Origin of the sequence: Sutterella megalosphaeroides (assembly GCF_003609995.1) — a bacterium.
GTDB classification, from domain to species: domain Bacteria; phylum Pseudomonadota; class Gammaproteobacteria; order Burkholderiales; family Burkholderiaceae_F; genus Sutterella; species Sutterella megalosphaeroides.
This window is the reverse complement of the sequence record NZ_AP018786.1, coordinates 1,765,801-1,789,747: the sequence shown is the minus strand read 5'-3', so window position 1 is coordinate 1,789,747 and position 23,947 is coordinate 1,765,801. Positions and strand designations below refer to the sequence as shown.

The window sequence follows — 23,947 nt, the reverse complement described above, 5'->3', positions numbered from 1 at the left end:
AAGCGAACACGGCGTTTCGCACTATCAGAAGGTGTGGCAAAGGCCGAGCACCGCCTGCATGGCATTTGGGTTCACATTGACCGTGGTTTCGGAGCCGGCGCTCTTTTGCTTCTCCTGATCGTCGCGCGTGTAACTCGCGGCCGAGTAGAGGTACGTGCGCTTACTCAGCGGATACTTGTAGCCCACCGTGCCGCTCACGCGGAAGGCCTTCACGTCCGAATGATTAACGAGCTCGGCGTCGCGCATGCCGAGCGCGAGCAAAACGTCGCCGCCCGCTGCGGGGATCTTCGCGCCGGCAATCAAGCCGTAACCTTGGACCATACGATCCGAGGCGCCCGAAGCGGATTTGAAGGCGAGAGGCTCGATTTCCGAGGGGCTCGGGAGCTTCCACTGGTTATCAAAGTACTGACCGGCCAAGTAGAGCGTACCGAAGTCGAAAGCATAGTTCGCACCGAGCGTCACCGCGATCCCGTCGTCGGCATCGCGCGTTTCGCTCCGTGCGTTGCTCCATGCCGACCATTCGACGGAGCCGAAGGCCGTCAAAGCGCCGCCCGCATACTTGAGGGCGAGCGAACCGTACCGATCGGCCGAACCCTTGTTTTCAACGGCACCGTCGGGCCCGTTGTACTGGTCGGTGTTCCCCGAGTACTGCGCGTAGAACGTAAAGCCCGATACCGTCGGCGACTTGTAGGCGATGACGTTGTCAAGACGCCCGGAATTGAAGCCGAAGACGTTCTTGTAGCCGACGACGTGATTGCTCCAACCGATGGCGTACGGGTTCAGGATCCCCGCCGCGACGCCCCAGGTGCCGTAGCCGGCCGTGATGTGTTGAAGACGCCCGAAGGCCAGCTGACCGTAGTCGGCGCTCTCGACGTAGAGAGAAGCTTCGCGGCCGAACATGCGCGTGCTCGTCGCCGCGGCAAATTCGCCGGAATCGACTTCGAAGCCGTTTTCGAGGATGAAGCCGACCTTCAGGCCGTTGCCGAGATCTTCGGCCCCCTTGAAGCCGAAGCGGGATCCCTTGGTGATGCCGGACGTCAGCCCGAAGGTGTCCTTCGCTTCCGAGCCGTTGTCGGCGTCGGTGCGGATATAGGACAAGCCTTCGTCGATGATCCCGTAGATTTGCACTTCGGCTGCGCCGGCGGTGGTTGCGCAGAGCCCGGCTATCAGAAGCGCCACGAGTTTGGGTTGAAAAGCAGACAGTTGCATAAGATCATCCGGGGTCGTACCGACCCCTCTCCTTTGGTTGGTCTTTGAGGGCGCATCCGGTCCGATGCGCCCTGTTATTGTTGCCGTCCCATGCCTACGCATAAAGAGCTAATCTGCAAAGACATCTTGAGAAATTAACAATATGTTCCTCATGGGTTGCCGTCCGTCCGAAGCGCAGGCTTGCATTCCTCGGGGGCACAGTCAAATAGCGGTGACATACGTCCGATAGAAAACTCCCCGTTTGGGCCTTGACCCGGTAGGGGGTTTTCATAGAAATACCTCAGGAAACCCCCGTCTTCAGACGGGGAAGGAATGAGGTGCGGGGCAAAGCCACGCATACCCATATCCGTCGTTGAAAGAAAGCAGTCGGCAATGACGCCAACCGATACCTTGAATGACGCCTTCGGGCGTCTGAATGTTGAAGGAGCCGCTTTTACGGACAGACACGCGTCCCAGGTAGGCTCCGGCCTTCTTCCCCGAGGGAACGACGGCCTTCACCATGTCGCCCGTGGCGAAACCGTGAACGCGTTTTTGGCGCGTCAGATAGCCGCGCGGGAAGCCGTACTTGTCGACCCGTGTGCGCTGATAGCTCCCCCGTCCCGTGCAACGGACTTGAAGGATGCCCATCCCCTTGGGATAGTGCACCCCGTTCACCCGGCCCGCGCAGAGCGCGTCGAGCCAGTGCTCTTTGGGAACGCCGAACGTATGGCGGTTGAACTTCGTCAGTGCGCCCGACCCCGTTTTGACGGGAAGGCCGAAGGCCTTCAGCGCGTTGAAGAGCGACCAACGCGTTGCGTTGACCGCCGCCGCATCTCGAAGGGGCTTCTTGATTTGACGCTTGATGCGATCAAGCACTTCGGGGCGATTTTTCAGGAAAACGTCAACAGGTTGCGCATCCTTCTTTTGGTTGCAGTCCACGCAGGAAAGCACGAGGTTCGAGACGCGGTTCGAACCGCCACGCGCCTTCGGGACCACGTGATCGATGTTGAGCGGAACGTTCTCCGCTCCACAGTAAACGCACTTCCTGCCGAACTTCTCAAGAAGATACTCGCGCACTTCGTACTCGAAGAGCGTCCCCTGCTGATACTCGGTGCCCGAGATTTCCGGGTTCTGCACCTTCTGCGCGTCGAACTTGACGAGCTCCTCCACGATCCCCGTAACGGGCGCGAGTTTGACGAGCTTCGCCACCCATGCGGTCGCGGTATCCACGCGGTGTCGAAGCGACGGAGGCAACCATCCCTGCGGCTTCGTGCGGTTGAGAAACCTCGGGGCACGATGGCGGAGATTCCCGCGTCGCCAACGGCGACAGGCACTGCGACCGGTCAATGCATCACGGATGGATGCGCCGCGATGAACGAGTTCGATGAAGAAGAGGGCATGATGATCTCCCTTCTCGTCCACACGAACAACGGCGAAGCCCGAGCGACGGGAGCCCGGATCGATCTTCACGAGGACGGGCTGAAGCTTGGAGTCCTCGATCAACCGATCCGTCAAACGGATCGTGAACGGGAAGAGTCTCACGACGCGAGCTCGGCCCGATTTCAGGAGCCTTCGCGCCCGAGCGGGTCGACACGGCATCAGAGGCCGGTGCTTCCTGTCCTGAACAAACACTGAAACTGACATGTTTAGTAAACCTTACTGTTAATCGGGGGTTACCCCCGTGACATCAACATAGAAGTTGAATTCCCCTCGCCAATGGTGCAGTCCGGCATTGCAACGGCAGACCGTTTCGTGCTTACCCAAAGCTTGTCTGCTTCTGCCGTTTCCGGAGCCCGGAGCTGAGGAAGCACCCCGGGGCGGGTCGTGTAACCTAACTGCAACGTAGTTCTCCTTTCGGATCACTGAGGCTGGTCAACCGGCCTGATCGCTCAAGCCTCTCCTTTTAAGGAGGGGTGGTTGACCGGATGAGGGTTCGTCGTTCCGGCTCAACCCGGAACCGGAATCGGGACTGTTTCGTGAAGCGGAGGCGGGGCGTCGCACCCGCCCGCCGCGTCGGGCGGTGTGACGCGGTCATGCGTCACCGGGCGCCTCCCCGACGGTCGGATGCTTGTCGACGGAACTCGGCTCGCCTTCCTTTTCGGTTCAGGCCGAATACGAACGCGAGAGCCCCGCGTTTCAGCGCCGGTACTTCCTCGGTACCCAAAAGGTTTCCTTCGGGTAGCGGCGGCGCAGTTCCGCCCACCAGTCCGAACCGTCGGCACTCTCAACGGGCGGGATGTTGCGATAGTCTTCGCCCATGCGGAGACGCCCGAGGATCTCCGTGATCCTGACGGTGAGAAAGACCTGCTCGCCCGTTTCGTCGTTGAACGTCATCAAGACGCCTGAGTGAATGTTAGGCTCGACGAGAAACCGGTCGCCCTCGAAAAAGCCCAAGGCGACGATCCGGTCGAGGTTCGCGGCTTCGATGGTTTCGGGGGTCGAGGGGAGCTCGTCGTCCTTCCAGCGATCCGAAATCGCCGGGAACACGCGCTCGGGCCCGTCTTTGAGTTTGTCGTCGATCCAGGCGACGATGCCTGCCACGCCCATCGGCGGGAAGTCGACCGTGCGGCCGGTCGGCATCCCGTCGCAGCGCATCGAAAGGAGCCCGATGCCGCCGCGGGAGAGTTGCGTGAGGGCCTTCGGATTGCGCTTGGCGATGGCACGGAAAACGCGCCTTCGGGCAATGGCGATGCGGATGCGCCGGAGGAGTTTTTGCAGCGGATTGAGGCGAAACTCGGCTGCGACGTCCTCAATATTCTCGATGTCCTTAATGTCCATGGTCGGGTGTGAAAAAAAAGAGCTTGGTCGACGGCCCGACATCACCGTGTTTGCGCACGATGCGGCACGATGCGACGCGGTTGAGCGCGGTTTGGGCGCGGTTTGGGCCGGCCTCATCGCCGGTACTGCCTCGGAACCCAAAAGGTCTCCTTCGGGTAGCGGCGGCGAAGTTCCGCCCACCAGTCAAGATGATGCTCGCCCTCGACGGGCGGGATGTTGCGGTAGTCCTCGCCCATGCGCAGGCGCTCGAGGACGACGCGAATGGGAACGAGGATGAGGACCTGTTCGCCCGTCGCGTCGTCGAAGGTCATGAGCACGTAGCCCCGAATCGAGGGGGTTGCCGTGATGAGCCCGTTTTCAACGAATCCCAACGCGCGGATGCGGTCCAGGTTCGCCGCCCGAATGGCCTCGGGCGTCACAGGCGTTTCCTCGTCCTTCCAGCGGCAGGAGATCGGAGGAAAGAGGCGGTCGGACGAATCGTCGCGCCCGAATTTGTCGTCCATGCCCGCGACGATGCCGGCAACGCCCGACGGCGGAAAGAAAACCGTCCTGCCCGTCGGCATCCCGTCGATGTGTTCCGAGAGCAGTTCGAGGTCGCCGCAGGAGGGCTTCTTGAAAAAGTCGGGGCGCTTTTTCAGCAGCTCGCGAGCAACTTTCCAGCGGGCGAAACCGATGCGGTCGTTCCAGAGAAAATTGCGTAGGTGTTCGGCAAGAGTCATCAAAGTTCCTCGAAAAGGTTGGCGCGGCAGGCGGAAGCGGACGTTGAGCGAGCGGCCTCTCGGGCGGCCTCGCGGGCGCGTTTCGCACGCGGCTTCGGAACATTGTGCAGCCGATCGGTTCGGGGTGTCGGGGGTCGAGGAGGGTGAGCGGGGGTTGTTGCGGGCGGCGCCCCGTTCGGCGGCCCCTGCGTCGTGCGCACCGACCGCGTTGCCGGTGCCGCCCGAGCTTCCCGCGGACCCCGGACTACCCGTGCGAGATCCGGCACAATCGACCTCGACGTTAGAAAAAGCACGCTACACGGACTGCTCACCCGATGGGAATCCGACGGATCGCTCGACGGACGAGCCGAGTGAAAATGCGCGGCCCCGACAGCGTGATGGCTTTCCTGGGAGGCATGCAAAATGACGAAACTCGCAACGTGCACGAAGCACTCTCCGACTTCCATTCCTGACCAAGACGCAAGTCAGGCGCTCGGGACCGAGACCGCACTTGAGCGCGCTACGCGCGAGGTGCTCGACGTCGTCGAAAAGGCGACGGTCGATACGAAGGTTGTGACGGACGACCCGAATGTGGTTCGGGTGCTTCTCGGCCTCTCGACGCTCTGCGACGGTGAAGTGCATCCGGAAAGCCGTACGCACGAGCGTGACTTCGTGGGCGACTGCGTCGCCAAGGCGCTCGCGAAAGAAAGCCTGCGTGCCTCGGTACGTTCGGTGCGAAGCCCGTTCGAAGGACGCGAAACGCTCGTAGCGGGAAGTGACGCATCGACCTTTGAGTTTGAGGTTCGACGCGCGGACCGACCGCTCACCGATGAGGAAGGGAACGACGCGCTCGCTCTCGCGGAATCGGCGGGCGAAGCGCTTTTGCTGGCGTTACGCGCGGCGGGGTTCGAGCTTCAGCTCCTTCAGGCGCAGCCGAACTTCACCGCGACGCTACGCCTTATCGACTCGCGCGGCCCGGAACTCGTGGCGGCGTTGCTCCTCGCGGTGGCGGATGGGGCGCCTGAAAAGACGCCCGGAAAGTCGGGCGAAACTGCGCATTTCAACGCGCATGACGCGCACGACGCGTGCCAGGTCGGGCGCATGCCGACCGTGATGGAGTGTGTCGAGCGCCTCGCCGACGTGCTCGCGTCGGAAAAGAACCCGAACCGCCTTGGCTTCGGATGGACGGATGGCGTAGTCCTCTGCCCGTCGGAGGTCGTGGAGATGCTCCGCTACAAGGTACGAGCCATGCTGCTCGCCTTCCACGCGGGGGCGACGCCCGACGTGCGTTGGGACGGCGTCGAACGCCAGAGTCGGGCGTTCGTCCTCACGAAAGCGGACGGGACGCGGATCGTCTTTGAGCCGACGTCGAGCGCCTTCGGGGATTTTCTGATGGAAACGTATCGGGTGTGGGCGAAGGTGCCCACGCGAGAGGGAGAAACGGCGATTCAGAGGCTCGCGGACGGGCGCTACGTTCTGAGGCTCGCCTTGCAGATCTCGGCGGTGCTGTAATCGCGTTGGGTGTAGGAAGATGAGGTGAGCGGCCGCGCGATAGCCAGCACGGTCGCTCTCAGGCTTTCAGGCACGATCGGTGCGTCAAAGCGGGGGGTCTTTAGACCGGGCAAGTCTCTCGAGACACTCAATCGAGAATCACGAGAGTGACGAAGAGATACGACGCCAAGAGGTGCGCGCCCGCATAAGCCGCGAAGGCTACCGACGAGATGACGCTCAGCGAGAATTTTTCGCGTCTGAGCGCCCAAACGAGAAGCAGGAAAGCAAGCGCGATGTCCGCAAGCGTCCCGAGCGCGATCAGACCCGTTGCGACCGCGTTGCGACCGGCCTCAAGAAATGCGAATGAGTCGGGAAGGTTCGAGGTTGCCCAAGCGAGCAAAGAGACGACGGGAGCGAAGAGGACGATGAGTGCGATTACGGGGTCGATCATGGCAGAGCGTGGTTGAAGTGCCGAGCTGTCGGGCGGGTGAGCACCTCCGCCGGTGTCCGCGCAGGTCGCCCGGCGCCCGAGGCGACTCAATCAAAAATGTAGACGGTTAAGAATACGTAGGACGCAAAGATATGCACGGACGCATAGGACGCGAAAGCGACCGAATACACGACGTTCGTCGAAAAGACGTTCCGCCTCAGCGCCCAACGGAGGAGTAGGCCGGCGAGCGCGATGTCCGCGACCGTCCCGAGCGCGATCAGGCACGTTGCGACCGCATTGCGATCGGCTTTCAGGAAAGAGAGCGACTCGGGAAGGTACGAGGCTACCCAAGCGAGAAACGAAGCGACGGGAGCGAGGAAGCAAACGAGTGCGATTTCGGAGTCGAGCATGGGGCGAGTAGGGTGATCGAAGTGTTGAAAGATCGAGGACCTGTGAAGGTCGCCGCGTTGAGCGCTCGGATCCGAGGGAGCAGTGTTTGAAGCGGATTTTGCTCTCGGGGTGCGGACGCTTGAGGGGGTCAGCCGTGGTGGCTCGAGCCGTGCTCTTTCACGAACCGACTGAAACGCTCGTCGAGGAACTCGCGCGAGACCCGGAAGCGGTCACCGAAATCAATGTTCGTATGGTTGACTTGGTCGAGGTAATGGCGTTGCCGCTCGTCCCCGCAGTTCGAGAGCCAGCCGTCGGAAATGACGATGAGCCCGTCGGGCGTGATACCAAAGAGGTTCGTATCAAAGGCCCGGTGGAATGTGGAACTCAACATGATGCCGTTTCGCACATCGAGCCGGTGCTCGGGGTATTCCGACCAGGGAAGGATGTGAGCGGCTTCGATCAACTGCGTGATCGGGCAATGGGTGATCGCACAGGCGCCGCCCGTCTTCGCGAGCACGGTGCGGCGGAAGAAGTCTTGACCGCGTCGAATGCGAATTTGAGCCATCGCTTCGGTTTCGCCCGGAAGGAGTTTGGGCGTTTCCGTGTGCGCAAAGGCTACAGAATTCAACGACACCGTGGAGGCGTCTCCGAGGATTTCGTCGAGCGAGAAACCAAGATTCTCTGCAATTTTTTGAGCGTCCTCGACGAGTTGCGTGAGGTTCCCTGACGCCGTGTACCGCTCCCAGACGACCCGGTCCGCGCGGGAGCCGTTCGAAAATCCCTTGCGACCGCTTGCGGCGACCGCCGGGTCCAAGAAGGCGAGGTTCGCGAGTTTCATCGACGCCGCTCCGGACGTGCGCCCCAAGAGTTCGCCCAACCGAGCGATACCCGGTGTGTGCGGCGTAATGCGCGAGTAGGGCGTCACGCAGTAGAGCGCGAGCGCCAGCGTAATTTCGTCTTCGGACCAGGGAGTGCGCTTCGTCATCGAAAATTTCCTTCCTCACGAGGAACAATATGGGGATTCTCCCATAAGGTGAGGTTTCCGCCAAGGATGGCTTTCCCGGAGTGAGAGCGTTTTCAGAGACGCTGCGACCGCAACGTGCGGGCCAAGTAAAAGGCCGCACTCCAACCGGAGCGCGGCCTTTTTCCGCCATAAGGCTCGGACGGGCCCGACCTCAAAACAGATCGGGCAATTCGGTCGGGCCCTCCGAGGTTAATTCTGCGGCAGCTTCCCGACGACGCCCTCGACGAGCCAGTTCATTTCAAGAAGCTCCTTGTCGGTCGCGGTCTTGCCGGCGGGGATCATTTCCTTGCCTTCGTTCGACTTGATGGGACCGGTGAAGGGATGGAATTCGCGGTTCGCGAGCTTCGTGCGGTAGAGGGCGAGGTCGTCCTTCACGTTCTGCGGGACGGCATCGTTGACGGCCACGAGGTCGACCATCTTGTCCGCGACGCCGTTCCAGGTCGATTCGGACTTCCAGGAGCCCTCGAGCACCTGGTTGACGCGATCGATGTAGAAGGCGGTCCATTCGGGAACCGACGCGCCGAGAAGCTTCGTCGGAGCGGCCTTCGTCATGGGCGAATTGTAGGAAATCACCTGAACGCCGAGCTTTTCGGCGGCAAGCGCCACGGCCGAGGAGTCGGTGTGGTGCGTGAGGATGTCGGCGCCGAGCCCGACAAGGGACTTGGCGGCGTCGCTTTCCTTACCTGGGTCGTACCAGGACGAGGTCCACACGACGCGAACCTGAGCGTTCGGGTTGACGGAGCGAGCGCCGAGCGTAAAGGCGTTGATGCCGCGCACGACTTCGGGAATCGGGAAGGCGGCGACGTAGCCGAGAACGTTCGACTTCGTCGTCGCACCCGCGAGGCGCCCCGCGAGGTAGCGCCCTTCGTAGAAGCGCCCCATATAGACGCCCACGTTCGGGGCGGTCTGGTAGCCCGTGCAGTGTTCGAACTTCACGTCCGGGAATTCGCGCGCCACCTTCTGAACGCCGTTCATGTAGCCGAAGGAGGTCGCGAAAATAAGCTTGTTGCCCTGGTTGCAGAGGTCGCGCAGAACGCGTTCGGCGTCGGCCGTGTCGGGAATGTTGTCGATCGCGGTGACGGAAATCTTGTCGCCGAAATGCTTTTCGAGCTCGCGACGGGCGTGGTCGTGCTGCGAGGACCAGCCTTCTTCGCTCACGGGGCTGATGTAGATGAAGGCCACCTTGAGGGGGCCGTCCGCCTTGGCAGGAGCCGCTCCGGAAGCGGGAGCGGAGGCGGGAGCCGCGGTTTTGGCTTCTTCCTTGCCGCAGGCCGAGAGTACGAGGGAAGCGGCGCCCGCGAGCGCGAACTTGAACACGGTACGTTTCTGCACTATGTTTCTCCAAATGGGAGGGAGAGCCCGCGCGGTTGGCGCGGGCCAATTGGTAAACACAGTGCCCTATTGTACCGAAATTCCGAAGGGCGGTGAGACGATCGGAGAAGGGTCGGAGGTGAGCCCTCACTCACCAATGTTCGCCTCCCCGAGCACTGCCGCCATCGCAATCGGATTGTGGTTTTCAGGATGCACGATGCGGCTGTGGCGCATCGAGGCGATGGCGTAGCTCGACGCGGCCGTCTCGATCAAGAGGGACTTCTCGAAGATCATGGGGAAGTGTTCGAGCGTGCAGGTGAGCGTCACGGATGGTCGAAGGCGAGCGAGGCTCACGGGACGCACGATGTCTTCCTCCCGATCTTCGTAAGAGGGGTAGGGACGACGGAGCGGAAGAAACTGCTGAAGCTCCTCGGCCGTAGGTTCCTGCCATTCGGGAAGCGGCATGCCGCTTCGCAGGGGCGTCTCGCCCCAGACGAGGTCCGCCCAGGGAAAAGCGCGCAGGAAGTCGGCGAGCATCGAGGGCGCCTGAAAAAGGGTGTAGGCCGAGAGCTCCATCGAGACGAAGCACGCCTCTTTCGAACGGCTGTAGCAGTAGATCTCGAACGTCTGAACGGGGCCCGTCACGATCGAAACGCAGGGGAGCACCGCGTTGCGCTTCGAAGCCGGGGCGACGAAGAGCGTCCAGAAGTTCCCGACCGTCTCCCGATAGTCGGGGATCGACACTTCGATGTAGCGTCGCGCCGCGTCGAGCATCTCCTTGTGACGGGGGTGCTCGCGCAGCCGCTCCCACCGCTCCTGCTGCTGAGCGTCCGAGCCTTCGAAGACGCGCTGCACGCGGTGCGCGTCGGAGAAGAGCCCGAGGCCCACGTTTTTGAGATGCTCGTCCTGGCGAACGGGGAGCACGATGTCGTCGTAGGGCGCCGTCTCCGTCCGGAAGGCGGGCATTTTCATCTTGTTCACAAGGTTGTAGCCGAGTGCGAGCGCTCGCTCAATGTAGGAAGTCTCCTTCTCGTCGAGCTGCTTTACGGGGCTGACGATCCAGGCGATGTAGTCGATCGTGCGGCCGTCGTAGACGTGCTGGGCGTAGCGGTTGAGGAGGCGCTTCGTCTGCCCGATATAGAGACGCTTCGTTTCCGAGTCGAAGAGCAGGTAGACCGCGGGCGTGTCCGCGAGGCCCGCCTCGCGAAAGACCGCGGCGAGGCTCACGCCCGAGGAGAGGTCGAGAAAATTCTTGAAGCCGATTTGACGGGCGATTTCTTTTGCTTCGGTGGATTCCATGGCAAAGGGGGCGGATCGAATCGATCCGCGAAAATTGAGTTTTGATCTATGACAAGAAAAGGAAAGATCGTTGCGGGACGGGCCTCCCTGAGGCGCCCGACCCGCGAGCTACAAAATTCAAGGCGGGATAATTTCAGGAAACGGAGAAACCCCCATGACCGATCATCTCGTTACCTACGACGTTCAAACCGAGACCGAAGACATCACTTACGTGCAGTCGCCTTTCCGAAGCGTGGCCTTCCTCGCGGTCTTCTATGTCTGGGAGCTTTTCGAATTCACCCGAATCCCGAACCTCCTGCGCCGCGCGGGCAAGATCGGTCCCCGCATGACCGCGCAGCAGTGGATGGTCAAGTACCCGTGGCTGTGGGGGCGGCCTTTCCGGTCCCCCAAAGGCTCTCGGATCAAGATGACTCGGGCACAAGCCGAGGAAGCTTTTCGTGAACATAACTTTGCTATCAGCCTGATGATGCGTCGGTTTTGAGCCGAACTCTCGAACTCAAAGTCAAGCCCGAGAATTCGGATCTGTGGGAATGTCATTGCTGGGCGTCGGGTGACGGCGTCTCAAGCGCCTTCAGGATCGCCGTGGCGTTGGTCTCGGAGCTCGAACCGATGTCGATGAGGTGTTGGCGCAGTTCGGGGTTGTTGTTGGCCTGAGTCATCAACGAGGTGAAGCGCTCGCCCGGGGTGTCGTACGCGAGCCCGGCCAAAACCCCTACCTGCATCAGAGTCTTGAATCCGAGTTCATCCTGGAAGGAAGCACTCACTACCTTGGATGCGCCCGCACTGAGGGCGACGGCATCCCGTTGTATGTCGTGTTCGTTTCCTCGTTGCGCGGCTGCGGGCGCGGAGAAGGCCGCAGCCTGAGCCGCTCCCTTGGCCTCAACGGCGTGCACGGCCGACGCGTGCTCCACGGCGGCATTGCGTTTATCCGCCGCTGCGAGCGTTTCGGCCGCTCGGAAGGTGCTGTTGCCGTTGTCAGTCTTCACTTCGCTCAAGTGCGGCAGGGCATCGGCTTCCGCGCTCGATCGGTACCCGAGATCGCGCCCGAGCGCGCGCCGCCCTTCCGCAGTGGAGAGGCCTCGCAGCGCTTCTTCCGGAGAGCCGTAGAGGTCGATGACGCGATCGCGCACCATCGGGTCCGAGGCGGTACGCGTCGAGACGGAGCCCGAGCGGTTTCGCGATTCGGAAGAGCCCGTCGACGTGTTCATGCCCGACGAGGTCTGCTCCTGTCGGTTGAAGCTCTGCGTATCCGTCGTCGAGGCGTTGTCCGAGGATGACGTCTGAGCGCGCGCCGCCGTCTGGAAGGCGTCCTGCGAGCTTTCCGTATCCGATCGGTTGAAGCCGGAATTTTGGTTCCACGAGTTGCCCGACGAGGTGAGCTGGGTCGTCGAGGCCGAGTTGTCGTGGCCGACGGTCGTCGATACGGCCAGGCCCGCATCGCCTTGCATCAGCTGAGCGACCTGACTACCTTGCCTCTTAGAAACTCCATTATTCGAGCTATTGGCCGCAAGGTTGAAGACGCTCGGCGTGCTACCAGGCACGCTGATGAGAACATCGGAAGCTTCATTGCCTTCGAGCGTGACTTCGGGAGCGGAGACGGATTGATTCGGTTGACCGGTAAGAGGAGTGTTGCTGATGCTCGTGGTGTCCACGATAGAGCCATGCGCCCGAACGGATCCGCTCGTCCTCAACCCCAAGCTCTCATCCACCCGTCCGCTCTGCCCGAAGCCCGAGCTCGAGCGGTTGTCGATCGACTCGGCGTAGGTCGAGCCGCTCGAGTAGGTGGTCTGGCCGCTCTGCGCCACGACGGACGAGGTGCCCGTGTCGGTGCTGCGTGCGGCGGAGGTGGAGGACCCCGTCGAGAAGCTCTGCTGCGAGCCGCTCGCCACCGTCGCGCCGCTTGCGACTGTGGAGGACGCCGACGACATGTTCTGGTTCGAGAGCGTGTTCGTAAAGGCGCTCGACGATTCGACCCCGAGGTCGGAGCGCACGACCTGAAGGGCCGTGACGTCGCCCGTTGAGAAGTCCCGCGTCACCGTCCCGTAGGGGGTGGTGGTGCGGGAGGTGTCGGGCGAAGCGAAGACGTTCGAATAATCGGTTTTCCCGGTCGTAACCGCCCCGAGCGTCGTCGACCCCTGAGCATTCGCACCCGTCGTGACGTTCCCCATCGCGGCGGAAGAACTTTGCGCCTGAGCGGCGGAGTTGGCGGGCGACAAGACGGAGGACGCGAGCGACACCGCACCCATTTCGGAGCCCTTGGCAATGGCGTACGCGATGATCGGGATGAAGATCATGAGGTAGCCCGCCATCGCCTGGGAGGTCGTGCCCGCAACGCGTACGGCGTCGGCGGCAAGAAGCGTGGTGCCCCCGTACTCGGCGACGAGCCGGTTCATGGGCTCGGCGTCCATGTGTACGATCAGGTGGTTCATGACGGCCGCAAGCGGCGCCCAGAGGGAAATCCAGATGAAAAGAACCGCATACATGCGCGCCACCGCCCCGCCCTGGGAACCCAACCCCACCAAAACGAGAAAGACCAAGGGAAAGGCCGCAATGAGAACGGCTTCAAGGAGGTTGCGCAGTTTCGGGAGATACACCTTCACGAGTTCTCCCATCGTTCGGAAAGAAATTTCGGTCGAGAGATGCGCCTGGGCTTTCGAGAGTTCGATGCTCGCCGCAAAGGCCGCAGCGCCCGAACCGGCGGCGGACGTTCCCGCGTAGTCCGCGAGCCCCTTGGGGATTTCCGTCATGAGCAGCGCATGCCCGAGGCTCTCCGACATCGAGCGCGAAATCCCGAGAAGAAGCGTTTCCGCTTCCGGAATGGCTTTCCGGAGCGCCGTTTCGAAAACGGCGTCGGTCGCAGAGCCGTCTGCCAGGCGCACGAGGAGTTTGCGCTCCTGTGCGGGGATTTCAACGGTCTTGAGCTGAGTCTCAATGACGGAAACGGCATCCGTGCAATAAAGCGGCGTCCCGTCTTCGCGAAGGAAAAACCGTGCGGGATTGAGCCACCCCGACGTTTTGATCGTGGAAAGGAGGTTCGTACTCTGCATGAGGGCGGTGAGTTTCGCGTCGGAATCGAGAATCTCGGGCGCAATGCAGTGCTCGATGAAGGGATTCAAAAGCGCCCGCGTCTCGGGCAAAACCGGCCCCGTCGTCTGAAGGGCCGCCACCACCCGCTCGGGGAAGACCGCCCCGAACTTCGTAAAGCGCGCGGCGTCGACGTCCGAAAACGCGGTCTCGAAGAGTTCCGCCGTCCACTTTCCGATTTGCGAGGTCGCGCACGCGACGAACGCGGGCCCCATGGGCACGTTCGCGACGGTTTTGACGGTCATCGCGCGCACGTCGTGCACGTTCACGTTCACTTTCGGTACGAAGACGACGAAGAAAAAGAAAACGGTCGCCGCAAACCACTGAATGACGTCTCCGCCCCGGTAGCGCACGGCCGCAACCGTCATGACGGTAAGAAACCCCGCGATCGCCAAGAAACTCATCCCGGTGCGGTAGCCGTCGGTGCCGACGATGCCGACGACCGCTTGCAGGACGTCCGCCACCTGGGAGCCGTTCCAGTAGGCGTAAAAGTCAAGTGCCACGCTCATCGCGCACCTCCCGTCATCGCAGGGAGCGCCGTCACCGTCTTGACGGCCGCCGTCCCGAAGACGGAGCGCTCGATGTGCTCCACCTGCAGGGCGTAGTCCTGCGCGCGACTCATCGCTTCGTAGAGGTGCGATTCGCGCGCGTGAAGTTCCGCGGTGACGGTCTTCAAACGGTCTTCGAGGTTCTTCGCGTGCTGCTCGTTAAACGACGTCGCGGACCGGGCCGAGGACGACTCGATCAATCGCCGCACGTCGTCCGTAAGCGCCGAGAGCGCGGTCGTCAACCCCTCGTACGCGGCCGCTTCGGAATAGATCCGAAGAAGTTGGTCGGAGAGCGCCGGAATGCGCGGCGACGAGGACACTTCGACAAGGCGCAACAAGGGGAGACTCGAGACGTTGCCGAGGAGCAGAATGTCGCGCTCGGACACCGCCGCGCGATTGCGCTCCACCAAGCTCTTTCGGTAGCGAAGCGCCGCCTCGTAGACGGCGTTCACGAGGTTGAGGTCCGAGGCGTCCGTCTCTTTGGGGTTCAGGCACTTGACGGGCTCGTCGCAGACGAGGCGCTTGCCCTTCGTCTTCGCTTCGCCCACGGCCCCGTAGAGGTCGTTCAAAATGTCGCGCGCCCCGATCGTGCGGTCGGCGATCACGGCGGACTCTCCGGTGCCCGATTTCGTGTAGATGACGGTGCCAAGGAGCGTCATCATGGTTTCAAGCGTCTCCTCGTCGACGCTCGAGCCCCACTTGCCGCCCTTCAAGAGACTCCACGTGAGGTTGAGTTCGGTCGCTTCGACGATGTTCCCGTTCGCATCCTTGCGGGTGGGGGCGGCGGTGAGGGATTTCGAGCCGTCCGTTCGCGTGACGCGGTCGGCTTCGGAAGCGTCCGACACTTCGCCCGAGGCGACGAGGCTTGTCTTCGCGCGCTCCTGACGGTTCGACATGTAAAGTTCCGCCGCCCCCTGCATGACGGTCTGCGCCGCGACGCAGCTGTCGGAATACTTGTCGGTCATCTTCATGATGAGATCTCGGAACGACGTCACCTGCTCATTGAGGTCGGGCGAGAGGTACTGAAGCGCCAACTGAAACGCGAGCCCCGGCATGGCACTTCCGATGCTTCGCAAGAAGCTCACGAACTCTTCGCGCGAGGGCAAAGCAAAGGCTCCGAGAAAGACGTCGATCCCGCCGCAGCCCGCTTTGAGGTGCGGCGCTTCGATCGCAACGGGCGTGAAATCCTTCCTCGGCACCTTGACGACGAAACTGCCGCCCGTTGCGACCCCCATCCCCTGCGACTGGTAGACCCCCGCGGGCGTCACCGCCCCTTGGGCGCCGACCGAGTCGTAGTAGTCCTCCAGGAACCCCGCGCGGGCGGGAGAGGAAAGGGCGAGGGCGATCGACGAGGCGACGGCAGCCCCAAGCAAAAACCGACCGGAGGTGCGGCGAAGTCGATCGAGCCTCGCACTTCCTTTTACGAGTGTGCGAAGCGTGCGTCCGAAGGCGCACGCGAAGCCCTCGACGTCCGCCACCGGAAACGCGCACCGCAGCGCCCGGGAGAGGGACTTCTCAGTCAAAGACTTGACGCTTTCAGCCCTCGCGAAGCGCACTTCTTGAGAGCTCTGCGACCGGAAAGACGACGACGAACGGAAGGTGTCTTCAAACCTTTTCACGCAACCGCTTGAAAGACCTAACAAGAGCTCGTATAAGGAGCTCGAAAAATAGTTCATATATTGAGAATGAAAATTTGGCATAGGTCGGATAAGGGAAGGCCATTCAAAGGTCGAAAGACAACCCCGAGAAAAGACGAAAATATCGAAATCGGTACGAGCGTGTTCGGGCGCTCGATTCGTGCATCAGGATTCGGATCGAACATCCTCTCGGGATTCGAGGCGGGCGCGGGTTCGGGCTCGGGCTCCGCAAGAGAGGGCGCAGAGGTCCTGCCGAGCCTGCATGGTTGGGCTCGGTGCGGGGCGGTTCGCCGCATCGGACGACGTCGGGGTGATTGGAAAGAGGTCGGACAACATGGTTGAAAAAATAACGGTGAATGACGGTGTGGTTCGGTCCGTAGTGCGTAATTGAGAAGATGCTGAAATCAACAAAAAGAAGACAAACAAAGCTCTTGACAAGCGTTTTAAAGACGGTTTAAATGCAGTTGAAAGCAGTTCTTCGGGAAGCTTAAAAATCAGATTTCAAGAGCTCGTGCAACGAATCGACGGAGACCTATGAAACAGCAATCGAAATGTCGTCTCGAAAGCTCCTCCGTATCCCTTGCGCCATCCTGAAAAAGGACGGCCGTTTCGAGTGTTGCAGGATCCCTTTCCGACGCATTCTTCCCGCCCGTCGGCGACTTCCAGAAGCCCCTCATCGCGCGCGCTCCTCTCGGGGGAAAAGCTCATGCGACGCTGCATGCGAAGCCTCATCCGAAGCCACATTCGAAGAGGCACGCGATGCTTCTCCTGCCATGCCCTCGTGCGCCGCGCGGGAGCTCGCAAAGTCTTGTGCGGCAAGCGTTTCGGACGCGTTGAGGCGCGCGCTCGCGGGAGTACCCTCTACGACTGCTCCGGTCGATCCGGCCGACTTCTCCTGCTTTTTCCACGCTTCCCAGGCTTCTCCCGTCGTCAGCGCCCGCCCGTTGCGGGTCGCCGCCACGGCGTCGGTCGCTTCCGTGGCCGGAGGCGCAAGGAGAAGCATCAGGCGGCTCCCGAGCTCTTCCACCGACACCACCCCCGTCGCAAAGAGGGTCGGGCGGGGATTCGCCTGAAGCGCGGGGTGCCTGAGCGCTCCCGCCGCAACCGTCGCGGGGTTCGGAACGAGCACCGCCGCAGGAAGGCGCGTGAGTCCCAAGGAGGCGACGAGCGCGTTGTAGGGTTTCGACGGAGGCAGTCCCGCGTAGGTGACGGGGCGGTCGGACGCCACAAGGACCTCGATCCCGTTCGTGCGCGCGAAGCTCGAAAGAGACCGTGCCGCGAGTTCGCTCAAGGGGTCGTCGGCGCGCACGACGAAGAGAATCCCCGCTTCTTCGCCGAGCGACTTCAAAAAGACCGACTTCTCCCGCATCACGCGCTCGTTTTCTTCGGCCGTGGCGAAGTTCGCGACGGGGTGCGAGGCCGTCCAGTCGTATTGGGGGTGCGCGAAGCGCGTCCGCTCCCACGCGACCTGAAAGCGGTGGGCTTTCCCGAGGATGAAGGCGTTGGCTTCGAGGTAGGCCGACACGTGCTCGGGTGTCGGGTCCATGAGGGCGCGCTCGAGACGCCGCTCGACTTCGGCGCGCAGACCCTTGACGGTCGTGAAGGTCGTGAGGTCGGGGTCGTTGAGGGGAGAGGCGTTCGAGGGCGTTGCCGCTTTCCGGGCGTCTTCTTTCCGGGGAGCGCTTTCTGCAACGTGTTCAAGTTGCTCGAAGGTCGGGGCTTTTGGCTCTTCATGTTCTTCACGCACTTCGCGGCGCGCTTTCTCGTCGTTTTCCTCCGTACGAGCCTTCCGGCGACGGGCGGCTTTCTCTTCCTCATCGGGGTTCCCGTAAAAGAGAAAGGGGCGGTCGGGATCCTGCCAGACGTCCTCGGTCCACCAGTCGGAGCGGGAGCGGTCTTGGGAAGCGGCGGCAGAACTCGCAGAGCCCGCAATGTCCGCACCGGCCGCACCATCCGCACCGGCCGTCACGGCCGGAAAAGCGAGCACGCCCGCCGGGGCGGTGGAAGGGGTCGTTGAAAAAGTCGTCGCGGGGGCGGCCCCGGCAGACGATACGGGCGAGAGCGCCGAAGCGCACGCAAAGAGCCCCGCCAGGCTCGCAAGGAGCACGCTGCGGTGTTGCCGCTGCCGTCGGTCCGGTCGGGCCCGTCGGTCACTCGTGAAAGTCGAAATCATCGAAAGTAGTCCCAAAAAGGAAGAAGTCAAAAGAAGTCGAAGAAGTCCGTGCGAGGCCGCTCAAAGCCGCTTGAAGCCGTTCGAAGCCCTTCGCGTAGGAGAGCCCTCAGAAGGGATCGGGCAGCCGAAACCCCGGGCCGGTACCCTGTCCGCTCATCGCGTCGATCCGCCGCCGCTCCTCGTCCGCTTCCCGCGCCGCGCGCGCGATTTCCCCTTCGAGCGAGTAGGGCCCCCAGAGGGGGTGCTCCCGGGCGGGGCTGCGGAAGGACTGCGTGCCGGGAAGAAGTGCGTCCGTTGAGAGGGGCGAGCGGTGCGTCCGGTGCGACCATCCCTTCTCTTTAGAACCGTCGGCGGCACGCCCGAGGCTCTGCGCCTCGGCAGGGGGCGTCGACGGATCGCGCGTTTTGCCCGTGGGCCCCGGCATCGCTTCGGTCGCCCCGATCACCCCTTCGAGCATCGCGTCGACGCGCTCCTGGGCGCGTTGGCTCGCGGCCTCAAGGTCGATTTTTCCGGCGTCCGCCCCTTCGATCGCCTCGTGAATGACGTCGCGCACGAACTCCTGCAAGTCCATCTGCGTGAAGTCGAGAAGCTCGAGTTCCTCCTGCGTGAACCCCCGCACGTCGGGATTGACGGGCGTCCCCCAGCCGCGCCCGAGCTGCGGGCGACCTTGTTCGTTCAAAATCCGAGCAAGACGCGAGTTGAAGCACACGTACTTCTGACGGGTCGTGATGCACTTTCCGGCCGCTTTCTTCTCGCACACCGTCCCCGCGTAGTGGCAGAGGCGCTGACCGCGCTGCAAAGCGGTCTGCTGGTCTTCGGCGTCGCACGAGCGGTAGCCCGCGTAGAAGTGCGCCAAGGCGGTTGCCAAAAAGCCTGCGGGCGAAAAGTCGAAGGCAAAGCCTTCCGCGGCGGAGTAGGAGACGGAGACCCCCCACCAGCTGAAGCTCGGGTTGTAGAGCCCCGAACTCGCCGATCCGTAAAGCGAATTCAAGAGCCACTTCGTGGAATCCGAGTAGGAGAGGATGTCGTAGACGTAAGGGGAGCCCACGTACTTGACGGCTTCCCAGCCGGCGCGAAGCCCGAAACTCAGCCAAATCGAAAAGCCCCCGGCGTTCGAGGTCCCCGACACTTCTTCCGTGCGGCAGCAGGACGTCGCCCCCACGCGGTCTTTGCAGGTCGAAAGATGCCCCTGAAAGAAGCGGTTTCCCGTGACGTCCCCGTAGATCGACCCCTGGCGACCGATTTCAAAGCCCACCACCGCGTCCGCGAAGTCGTCGTTCGCATCCGAGTCGACGGGCGTGCAGATGCCGGCGATGCAGGCTTCGCCCTGACAGGTTTCACCGATCACGGTTTCCGACCCCTCCTTCTCGCACACGTAGACGTTCACGGGGCGGTCGCACTTCGTCTCTCCCTCGGGGCAGCCCGAGGATTGGAGGGTGCAGGAGGGGTCTTTTTCAAAGGCCGCACACTCGTTTTCGCCCGAGGCTTGACAGACGTAGGTGTCGGTCGACTGCCAGCAGTCCTTGTAGACGGGTTTGCCGTTCACGTACTTGATCCCGGGGCCGTCGGTGCAGACGGAGTTCGAAAGGGTGCAGCTCGGGTCCTTCTTGTAGTCGCCGCACGTGTCGACGGGCTCGACCGTTGACGTATCGCCCGAGTCGACGAAGTCGCCGCCCTGAGGGGGTTGATCCTCCGAAACGCCTTCGCCGCAGACGTAGGTCGCTTTCTGCTCTCGGCACGTGCCGTCGGGGTTCTTTTTCACGCACACGACGTCGCCCTCTCGGCGGCACGTCTTGTCGCGCTCCAGGGCTTCGAGCGCCGCACAGCCGTTTTTCCCTTCGGCCGTGCAGTTCATCTTGACTTCGTACTCGGCACAGGGGAGCGTCACGGTGACGCCGCCGATCGTCACTTTCCCGCCCTTTTTGACGCAGGTTTTCGACTCCGTCGTGCAGGAAAGGCCCTCCTTTCGGGCGTCCTCGACCGCCGCTTCGCACTGCGACTCGTCTTCGACGACGCCCCCCGTCGGAACGTCCACCGTGTCGTCCGCATCGATGTCGGGACCCGTCACGGGGACGCCGGGGCAGACGTACGTCGCGGACCACCGCACGCATGTGCCCCCGACCTTCTGCGCGCTGGTTTTGTCGCCCGTTCGGCGGCAGCCGGCGCTCTCCAACTTCGAGCACGACGCCGCTTCGTCGATCGAGGGGCAGGAGATTGTTTTCTCTTTCACCCAACAGGCAGGGGCGGCCGTCACGTATTCGCCCGGGGCGTTCGAGACGGGGATTTTGCGGGGTGCGGAATCGATGCAGCGCTCGGCGGTGACGCGGCAGCCGTCGTCGGAAGAGGACGAAGCTCGCGAAGACGACGAAGAAGAGCGTGCGGAGAACGACGAGGGGAGAGGGGCCGCATTCGCGATGCTCCCGTCCATGCGCTCAATGCGGTCCATGCGGCCGTTGCGAAGAAGAGCGTCGAAGTCGTCCGTCCCGACGTTCTTCGTCTTCTCCATCTTTTCAATCGGCACGGGCGCACCCGTCTTCGTCTCGTACGCGATCGACACTTCGATTTTCCCCGCCGTGATCCCCGGGCCCGAGGGCTTCGTCGTGCAACGGAGTTGCGCTTCCACCGCCAGGCACTCGCCCGTCGTGCTCTTTTTCGTACAGGTCGTCTTCGTGATCGTGCAGGAGGAAGGGACGTGGGCGGCGTCGCACCGGTTTGCTTCCGGGGACGGTTGCGTGCAGCGGAATTTCTTCTCCCAGCGCCAGCAGTCGCGGTGCACGGTGACGCCGTCGATCACGCGGTCTTTGGTGTCGACGCACGTGCGGGAGACTTCGACGCAGTTGCGCTCTTGGGCGGCGCTTGCAGAGGTTGCGGGAAGGAGCGCGGCCAAGAACGCCGAGCACGCCAAACTCGTAAAGCTCGTAAGACCGAAACGTCGGAACCCTCGAAGCTCCCGGAAGAGGGGAGAGACGAGGTCGGCGGCGGAGGTCGAAGGGGCGATGCTTTCGAGTTTTTCCGAGAAGCGGGCATTCACTTCGGTGGACTTCTCGTACGAGCGGGTCGTGCGGATCGAGCGGACGGAGCGGACGGAGCGGGTGGTGAAGCTCATCGGGCGGCTCCTTCCGTCGTTTCGGTCGCTTCATGCGCTTCATGCGCTTCGGCCGACTTCTTCCCTTCGAGCGCGGCGCAGCCGTTTTCCCACGCATCGGAGGTCGACGACCCTGCGTTCTCGTCGTAGCCGCGGTAGGGGTGGCGAAGGCTGATCGTCCCCTTCCAGTCGTTCGTCGTCCCCGATCGGTAGTAGACGTCGATCGTTGCCCGCACGAGGCAGTCGGTCCCGTTGCAGCTGTGTTCGGCAACGGTCACCTTCGCGCGGCAGGGGGAAGCCGTATCGGCAATCTCGCGGCTCGTCGTCCCCGTGATTTTGGTTTCGGGGTAGCCGCCGTTCAGCTTCAGCATGAAGCTTTTCCCGAAAAGGGACGGCTTCGCACAGGTCGTCGTGATCGTGGCCGTGTCCGCCCCGGGGCAGCCGTCATCGAAAAGCGACGAGTCCCCGGTCGTGGTGGAAGTCGCCTTTTCCCCGAGCGAACAGGAGTCGGGCGTCACCGTCACCGTGAGAACGTTTTCGCACGTGAGGTTTTCTTCGACGATTTGCGTCGCGCGGCAGGTGGCGGGCCACACACCCGTGGCGGTGGCGGTCGTCGTTTCCTTCACGGTCGAGACGGGCGCCAGGGCGTTCGCATCGAAGTAGCAGCGCTCGGTGGTTTCGGGCGTGGTTTCAAGCGACGCCGGAATGCGGCAGGCCAAGGTCGTCGCAAAGGCGAGCGAATTCGTGCAGGTCCAGCGGGTCCAGCTTTCGCCGGCGGTGACGTGCCAGCCCGAGGTGCAGTCGTTTGTGACGTACCAACCGCCCGGGCGGCAGGTTTCGGTGGTTTTGACGGGGTCCGTGGTGACGACGAACTGCGTGCAGTCTTCGGTGCTGCCGATCCCCGGGACCTCCACGACCTGATCGTGAACGGCGTCGTTCTTGTCGTCGAGCACAGAGTCGTCGATGTCGGGGCGCTCGGGGAACCCGTGGTCGAGCTCCTGAATCGCGAGGCACTCGGGGTCGTTTTCGTTGCGGCAGACGACGACCCGGTCGGTCGCGGGATTGAAAAGCGACCCGTAGCCGCCTTGGTAGAGCTTCGTTTGGTCTTCGACGAGGGTGAGGTCCCCGGAGCCGAAGCCCCCGAGCATCTCGGACGTTGACGACCCTCCGATCACGTCGTTCGCATCGGGCACTTCGGTGCCGTTTGCGGCCGTGACGGCGTCCGACGCGCTCATCGCGGCGCGGACTTCGGGGACCCAGGCGGGGAGAATCGAGGGAACGACATTCAAAGGCACGAGCCGGCCTTCGGGGGCGGTCGAGGTGCGGTTTCCTTCGGGCGTCTTCGTGTCGGCGTCTCGGGTCGCGTCGGTTTCCTTGGTTTCTTGCGCTTTCTGCCGGGCCTGAGCTTGCGCCTCCGCGCGGTTCGCCTCTTCGGGGTCGTTGAGAATGAGGCCCGGCCGGATCATGCCTGCGAGGAGCATGCCGAAGAGCGCGAGAAGGGACGCTCCGGCGAGGAGGTCGAGCGCGCGGGAGAGGCGTTTTCGGCGGAGCGACGCGCGGCGAAAGGGCGCGAGGTCGGCTTCGAATTCGGGATCCCAAGTCGTGTGAGAGGAGTGAGCGGAGCGGGTTGCGGACGCGTCGGCTACGGGTATGGTTTCGAGCACGGGGGCGCGCATGGGTTGAGTTGCGTCTTCGGTTTCGACTTCGGCGGTGGTGTATCGGCGGGTCATGGGAAAAGTCGCTTCGGGAATTACGGGGGTTGTCGGGTTCAAGGGTTTTGAGGGTTTGGCGAGATTCGAGCGGAGTAGGGGAGGGCGCTTGATGCGCTCTTCACGAGACTCCTTCAGGGTACCATCAGGGCTCCTCTCAGGGTTCGGCTATGTGAACGTTCAATCCTTTTTCTCGGAGGTGTTCGTGCAAGTAAGCCCTCACCCCGTGATCTCTGGCACGCTGCGCGAGGCGGGCGGCTCCGTAGACGGGATCGACCGCTCCCGGCAGAACTTCGATGGCATTGCCGCAGATCGCCACGAGCGCGGGCATCGGAAGAGCGACGCGGTCTTCGGGGGCGCGGTTTGCGTTGAGGCTTCGCTCGATCGCTTCCCATGGCAAAGGATTGACGGAAACGTTGATGCCCGCCTTTACGAGCGCCGCCGCGTTTCCGAGCTCGAATTTGTCGCGCGGCAAGAGGCCCTCGGCTTTGAGGACGTCGCTCATTTCGAGGGTTTCCTTCCGGAACGCGGGATTCCTGTCGCGAGGCTTCACGGGAAAGCCCGTCACGGCGACGGTGGCGCCCAGGCGCTCGGCCGAGCGTGCGAGTTGCAGAAGCACCGCTTCGGGCATGCGGCTGTCGACGTAGAGGACGATTTCCCCCGAGCGCCGGGTGCGCAGCGGCGTGAGGTGTTCGGAGCTGTTCGGAGTGGAACCGTCGGGGCCCGCCTCTTGAAGGCTCTGCAATGTTTGAGGCCCGATGCGGTCGGTCATGTCGGCGAGGCGCGTCGATTGAGCCGAGAGGGCCGGGAGGGTCGGGACTTCGGCGGCGAGGGCGGCGCTTGCGAGACCAAGGAGACCGATGAGGCCGAGGAGGCCGAAAAGAGCGGGCAGAGCGGGAAGAACAGCACGGCTTACAGGGGAAAAACCGAAAGCGGGCACACGCTTTCTTTCACGGGCGGAGCCGCCCGCGTACGTAAGCGCGCACTTCGCTTCGGGGTTTGCGGGAAGGCCCGTGGGAAGGTTCACGGGTGCGAAGCGTCGGGCGATGAGTTCGGCAAAGGACGAGAAGAACTTCGACATGGAAGGAAACTCGAAACGGAA

General features: G+C 62.7%; 17 protein-coding genes. 2 read left to right on the top strand and 15 right to left on the bottom strand.

Annotation, left to right across the window (positions count from 1 at the left end; all coding sequences use genetic code 11):
- Nucleotides 1-24: 24 nt before the first annotated feature.
- The 4 genes from S6FBBBH3_RS07195 to S6FBBBH3_RS07180 form a co-directional block, all read right to left on the bottom strand.
- Nucleotides 25-1,209, bottom strand: coding sequence for a porin (locus S6FBBBH3_RS07195; RefSeq protein ID WP_170143867.1), 1,185 nt, complete (start codon nt 1,207-1,209; stop codon nt 25-27).
- Between the two features lie 297 nt (nt 1,210-1,506).
- Entirely contained in the window at nt 1,507-2,832 is a 1,326-nt protein-coding gene (gene iscB, locus S6FBBBH3_RS07190; protein ID WP_120177101.1) for an RNA-guided endonuclease IscB, read from the bottom strand.
- A 492-nt stretch (nt 2,833-3,324) separates the two neighbouring features.
- Complete coding sequence (locus S6FBBBH3_RS07185; RefSeq protein ID WP_120177100.1) at nt 3,325-3,966, bottom strand: hypothetical protein; 642 nt, start codon at nt 3,964-3,966, stop codon at nt 3,325-3,327.
- Between the two features lie 113 nt (nt 3,967-4,079).
- Complete coding sequence (locus S6FBBBH3_RS07180; protein WP_120177099.1) at nt 4,080-4,685, bottom strand: hypothetical protein; 606 nt, start codon at nt 4,683-4,685, stop codon at nt 4,080-4,082.
- Nucleotides 4,686-5,087: 402 nt separating this feature from the next.
- Here S6FBBBH3_RS07180 and S6FBBBH3_RS07175 point away from each other — a divergent pair, with 402 nt between their 5' ends.
- The gene (locus tag S6FBBBH3_RS07175; RefSeq protein WP_120177098.1) at nt 5,088-6,176 is read left to right on the top strand and encodes an HpaII family restriction endonuclease; all 1,089 of its coding nucleotides are present in this window, start codon (nt 5,088-5,090) and stop codon (nt 6,174-6,176) included.
- Between the two features lie 127 nt (nt 6,177-6,303).
- Here the strand turns inward: S6FBBBH3_RS07175 and S6FBBBH3_RS07170 are convergent, their stop codons facing one another.
- From S6FBBBH3_RS07170 to S6FBBBH3_RS07150, 5 genes are all read right to left on the bottom strand, one after another.
- Nucleotides 6,304-6,606, bottom strand: coding sequence for a hypothetical protein (locus S6FBBBH3_RS07170; RefSeq protein WP_120177097.1), 303 nt, complete (start codon nt 6,604-6,606; stop codon nt 6,304-6,306).
- Nucleotides 6,607-6,692: 86 nt separating this feature from the next.
- The gene (locus S6FBBBH3_RS07165) at nt 6,693-6,995 is read right to left on the bottom strand and encodes a hypothetical protein (protein WP_120177096.1); all 303 of its coding nucleotides are present in this window, start codon (nt 6,993-6,995) and stop codon (nt 6,693-6,695) included.
- A 128-nt stretch (nt 6,996-7,123) separates the two neighbouring features.
- Nucleotides 7,124-7,960, bottom strand: coding sequence for an HNH endonuclease (locus tag S6FBBBH3_RS07160; protein ID WP_120177095.1), 837 nt, complete (start codon nt 7,958-7,960; stop codon nt 7,124-7,126).
- Nucleotides 7,961-8,188: 228 nt separating this feature from the next.
- Nucleotides 8,189-9,331, bottom strand: coding sequence for a BMP family ABC transporter substrate-binding protein (locus tag S6FBBBH3_RS07155; RefSeq protein ID WP_120177094.1), 1,143 nt, complete (start codon nt 9,329-9,331; stop codon nt 8,189-8,191).
- Nucleotides 9,332-9,457: 126 nt separating this feature from the next.
- Nucleotides 9,458-10,609: a GIY-YIG nuclease family protein gene (locus S6FBBBH3_RS07150; protein ID WP_120177093.1), complete on the bottom strand. Its 1,152-nt coding sequence runs from the start codon at nt 10,607-10,609 to the stop codon at nt 9,458-9,460.
- A 154-nt stretch (nt 10,610-10,763) separates the two neighbouring features.
- Here S6FBBBH3_RS07150 and S6FBBBH3_RS07145 point away from each other — a divergent pair, with 154 nt between their 5' ends.
- The gene (locus S6FBBBH3_RS07145; RefSeq protein WP_120177092.1) at nt 10,764-11,090 is read left to right on the top strand and encodes a hypothetical protein; all 327 of its coding nucleotides are present in this window, start codon (nt 10,764-10,766) and stop codon (nt 11,088-11,090) included.
- A 52-nt stretch (nt 11,091-11,142) separates the two neighbouring features.
- Here S6FBBBH3_RS07145 and S6FBBBH3_RS07140 read toward each other — a convergent pair whose 3' ends face one another.
- From S6FBBBH3_RS07140 to S6FBBBH3_RS07115, 6 genes are all read right to left on the bottom strand, one after another.
- Complete coding sequence (locus tag S6FBBBH3_RS07140; RefSeq protein WP_120177091.1) at nt 11,143-14,202, bottom strand: conjugal transfer protein TraG N-terminal domain-containing protein; 3,060 nt, start codon at nt 14,200-14,202, stop codon at nt 11,143-11,145.
- Complete coding sequence (locus S6FBBBH3_RS07135; RefSeq protein WP_170143866.1) at nt 14,199-15,764, bottom strand: conjugal transfer protein TraH; 1,566 nt, start codon at nt 15,762-15,764, stop codon at nt 14,199-14,201. Before S6FBBBH3_RS07135 ends, S6FBBBH3_RS07140 begins: the two co-directional genes overlap by 4 nt.
- Nucleotides 15,765-16,551: 787 nt before the next feature.
- Nucleotides 16,552-18,051: a conjugal transfer protein TraF gene (traF, locus tag S6FBBBH3_RS07130; protein WP_120177089.1), complete on the bottom strand. Its 1,500-nt coding sequence runs from the start codon at nt 18,049-18,051 to the stop codon at nt 16,552-16,554.
- A 106-nt stretch (nt 18,052-18,157) separates the two neighbouring features.
- Nucleotides 18,158-21,157 (bottom strand): conjugal transfer protein TraN, encoded by a 3,000-nt coding sequence (gene traN / locus S6FBBBH3_RS07125; protein ID WP_120177088.1) that lies wholly within the window; start codon nt 21,155-21,157, stop codon nt 18,158-18,160.
- Nucleotides 21,154-22,866 carry a hypothetical protein gene (locus S6FBBBH3_RS07120; protein WP_120177087.1) on the bottom strand — a complete coding sequence of 571 codons (1,713 nt, stop codon included), beginning with the start codon at nt 22,864-22,866 and terminating at the stop codon, nt 21,154-21,156. The genes traN and S6FBBBH3_RS07120 overlap by 4 nt, the downstream gene beginning before the upstream one ends.
- A gap of 136 nt (nt 22,867-23,002) precedes the next feature.
- Entirely contained in the window at nt 23,003-23,926 is a 924-nt protein-coding gene (locus S6FBBBH3_RS07115) for a hypothetical protein (RefSeq protein WP_120177086.1), read from the bottom strand.
- Between the last annotated feature and the right edge of the window lie 21 nt (nt 23,927-23,947).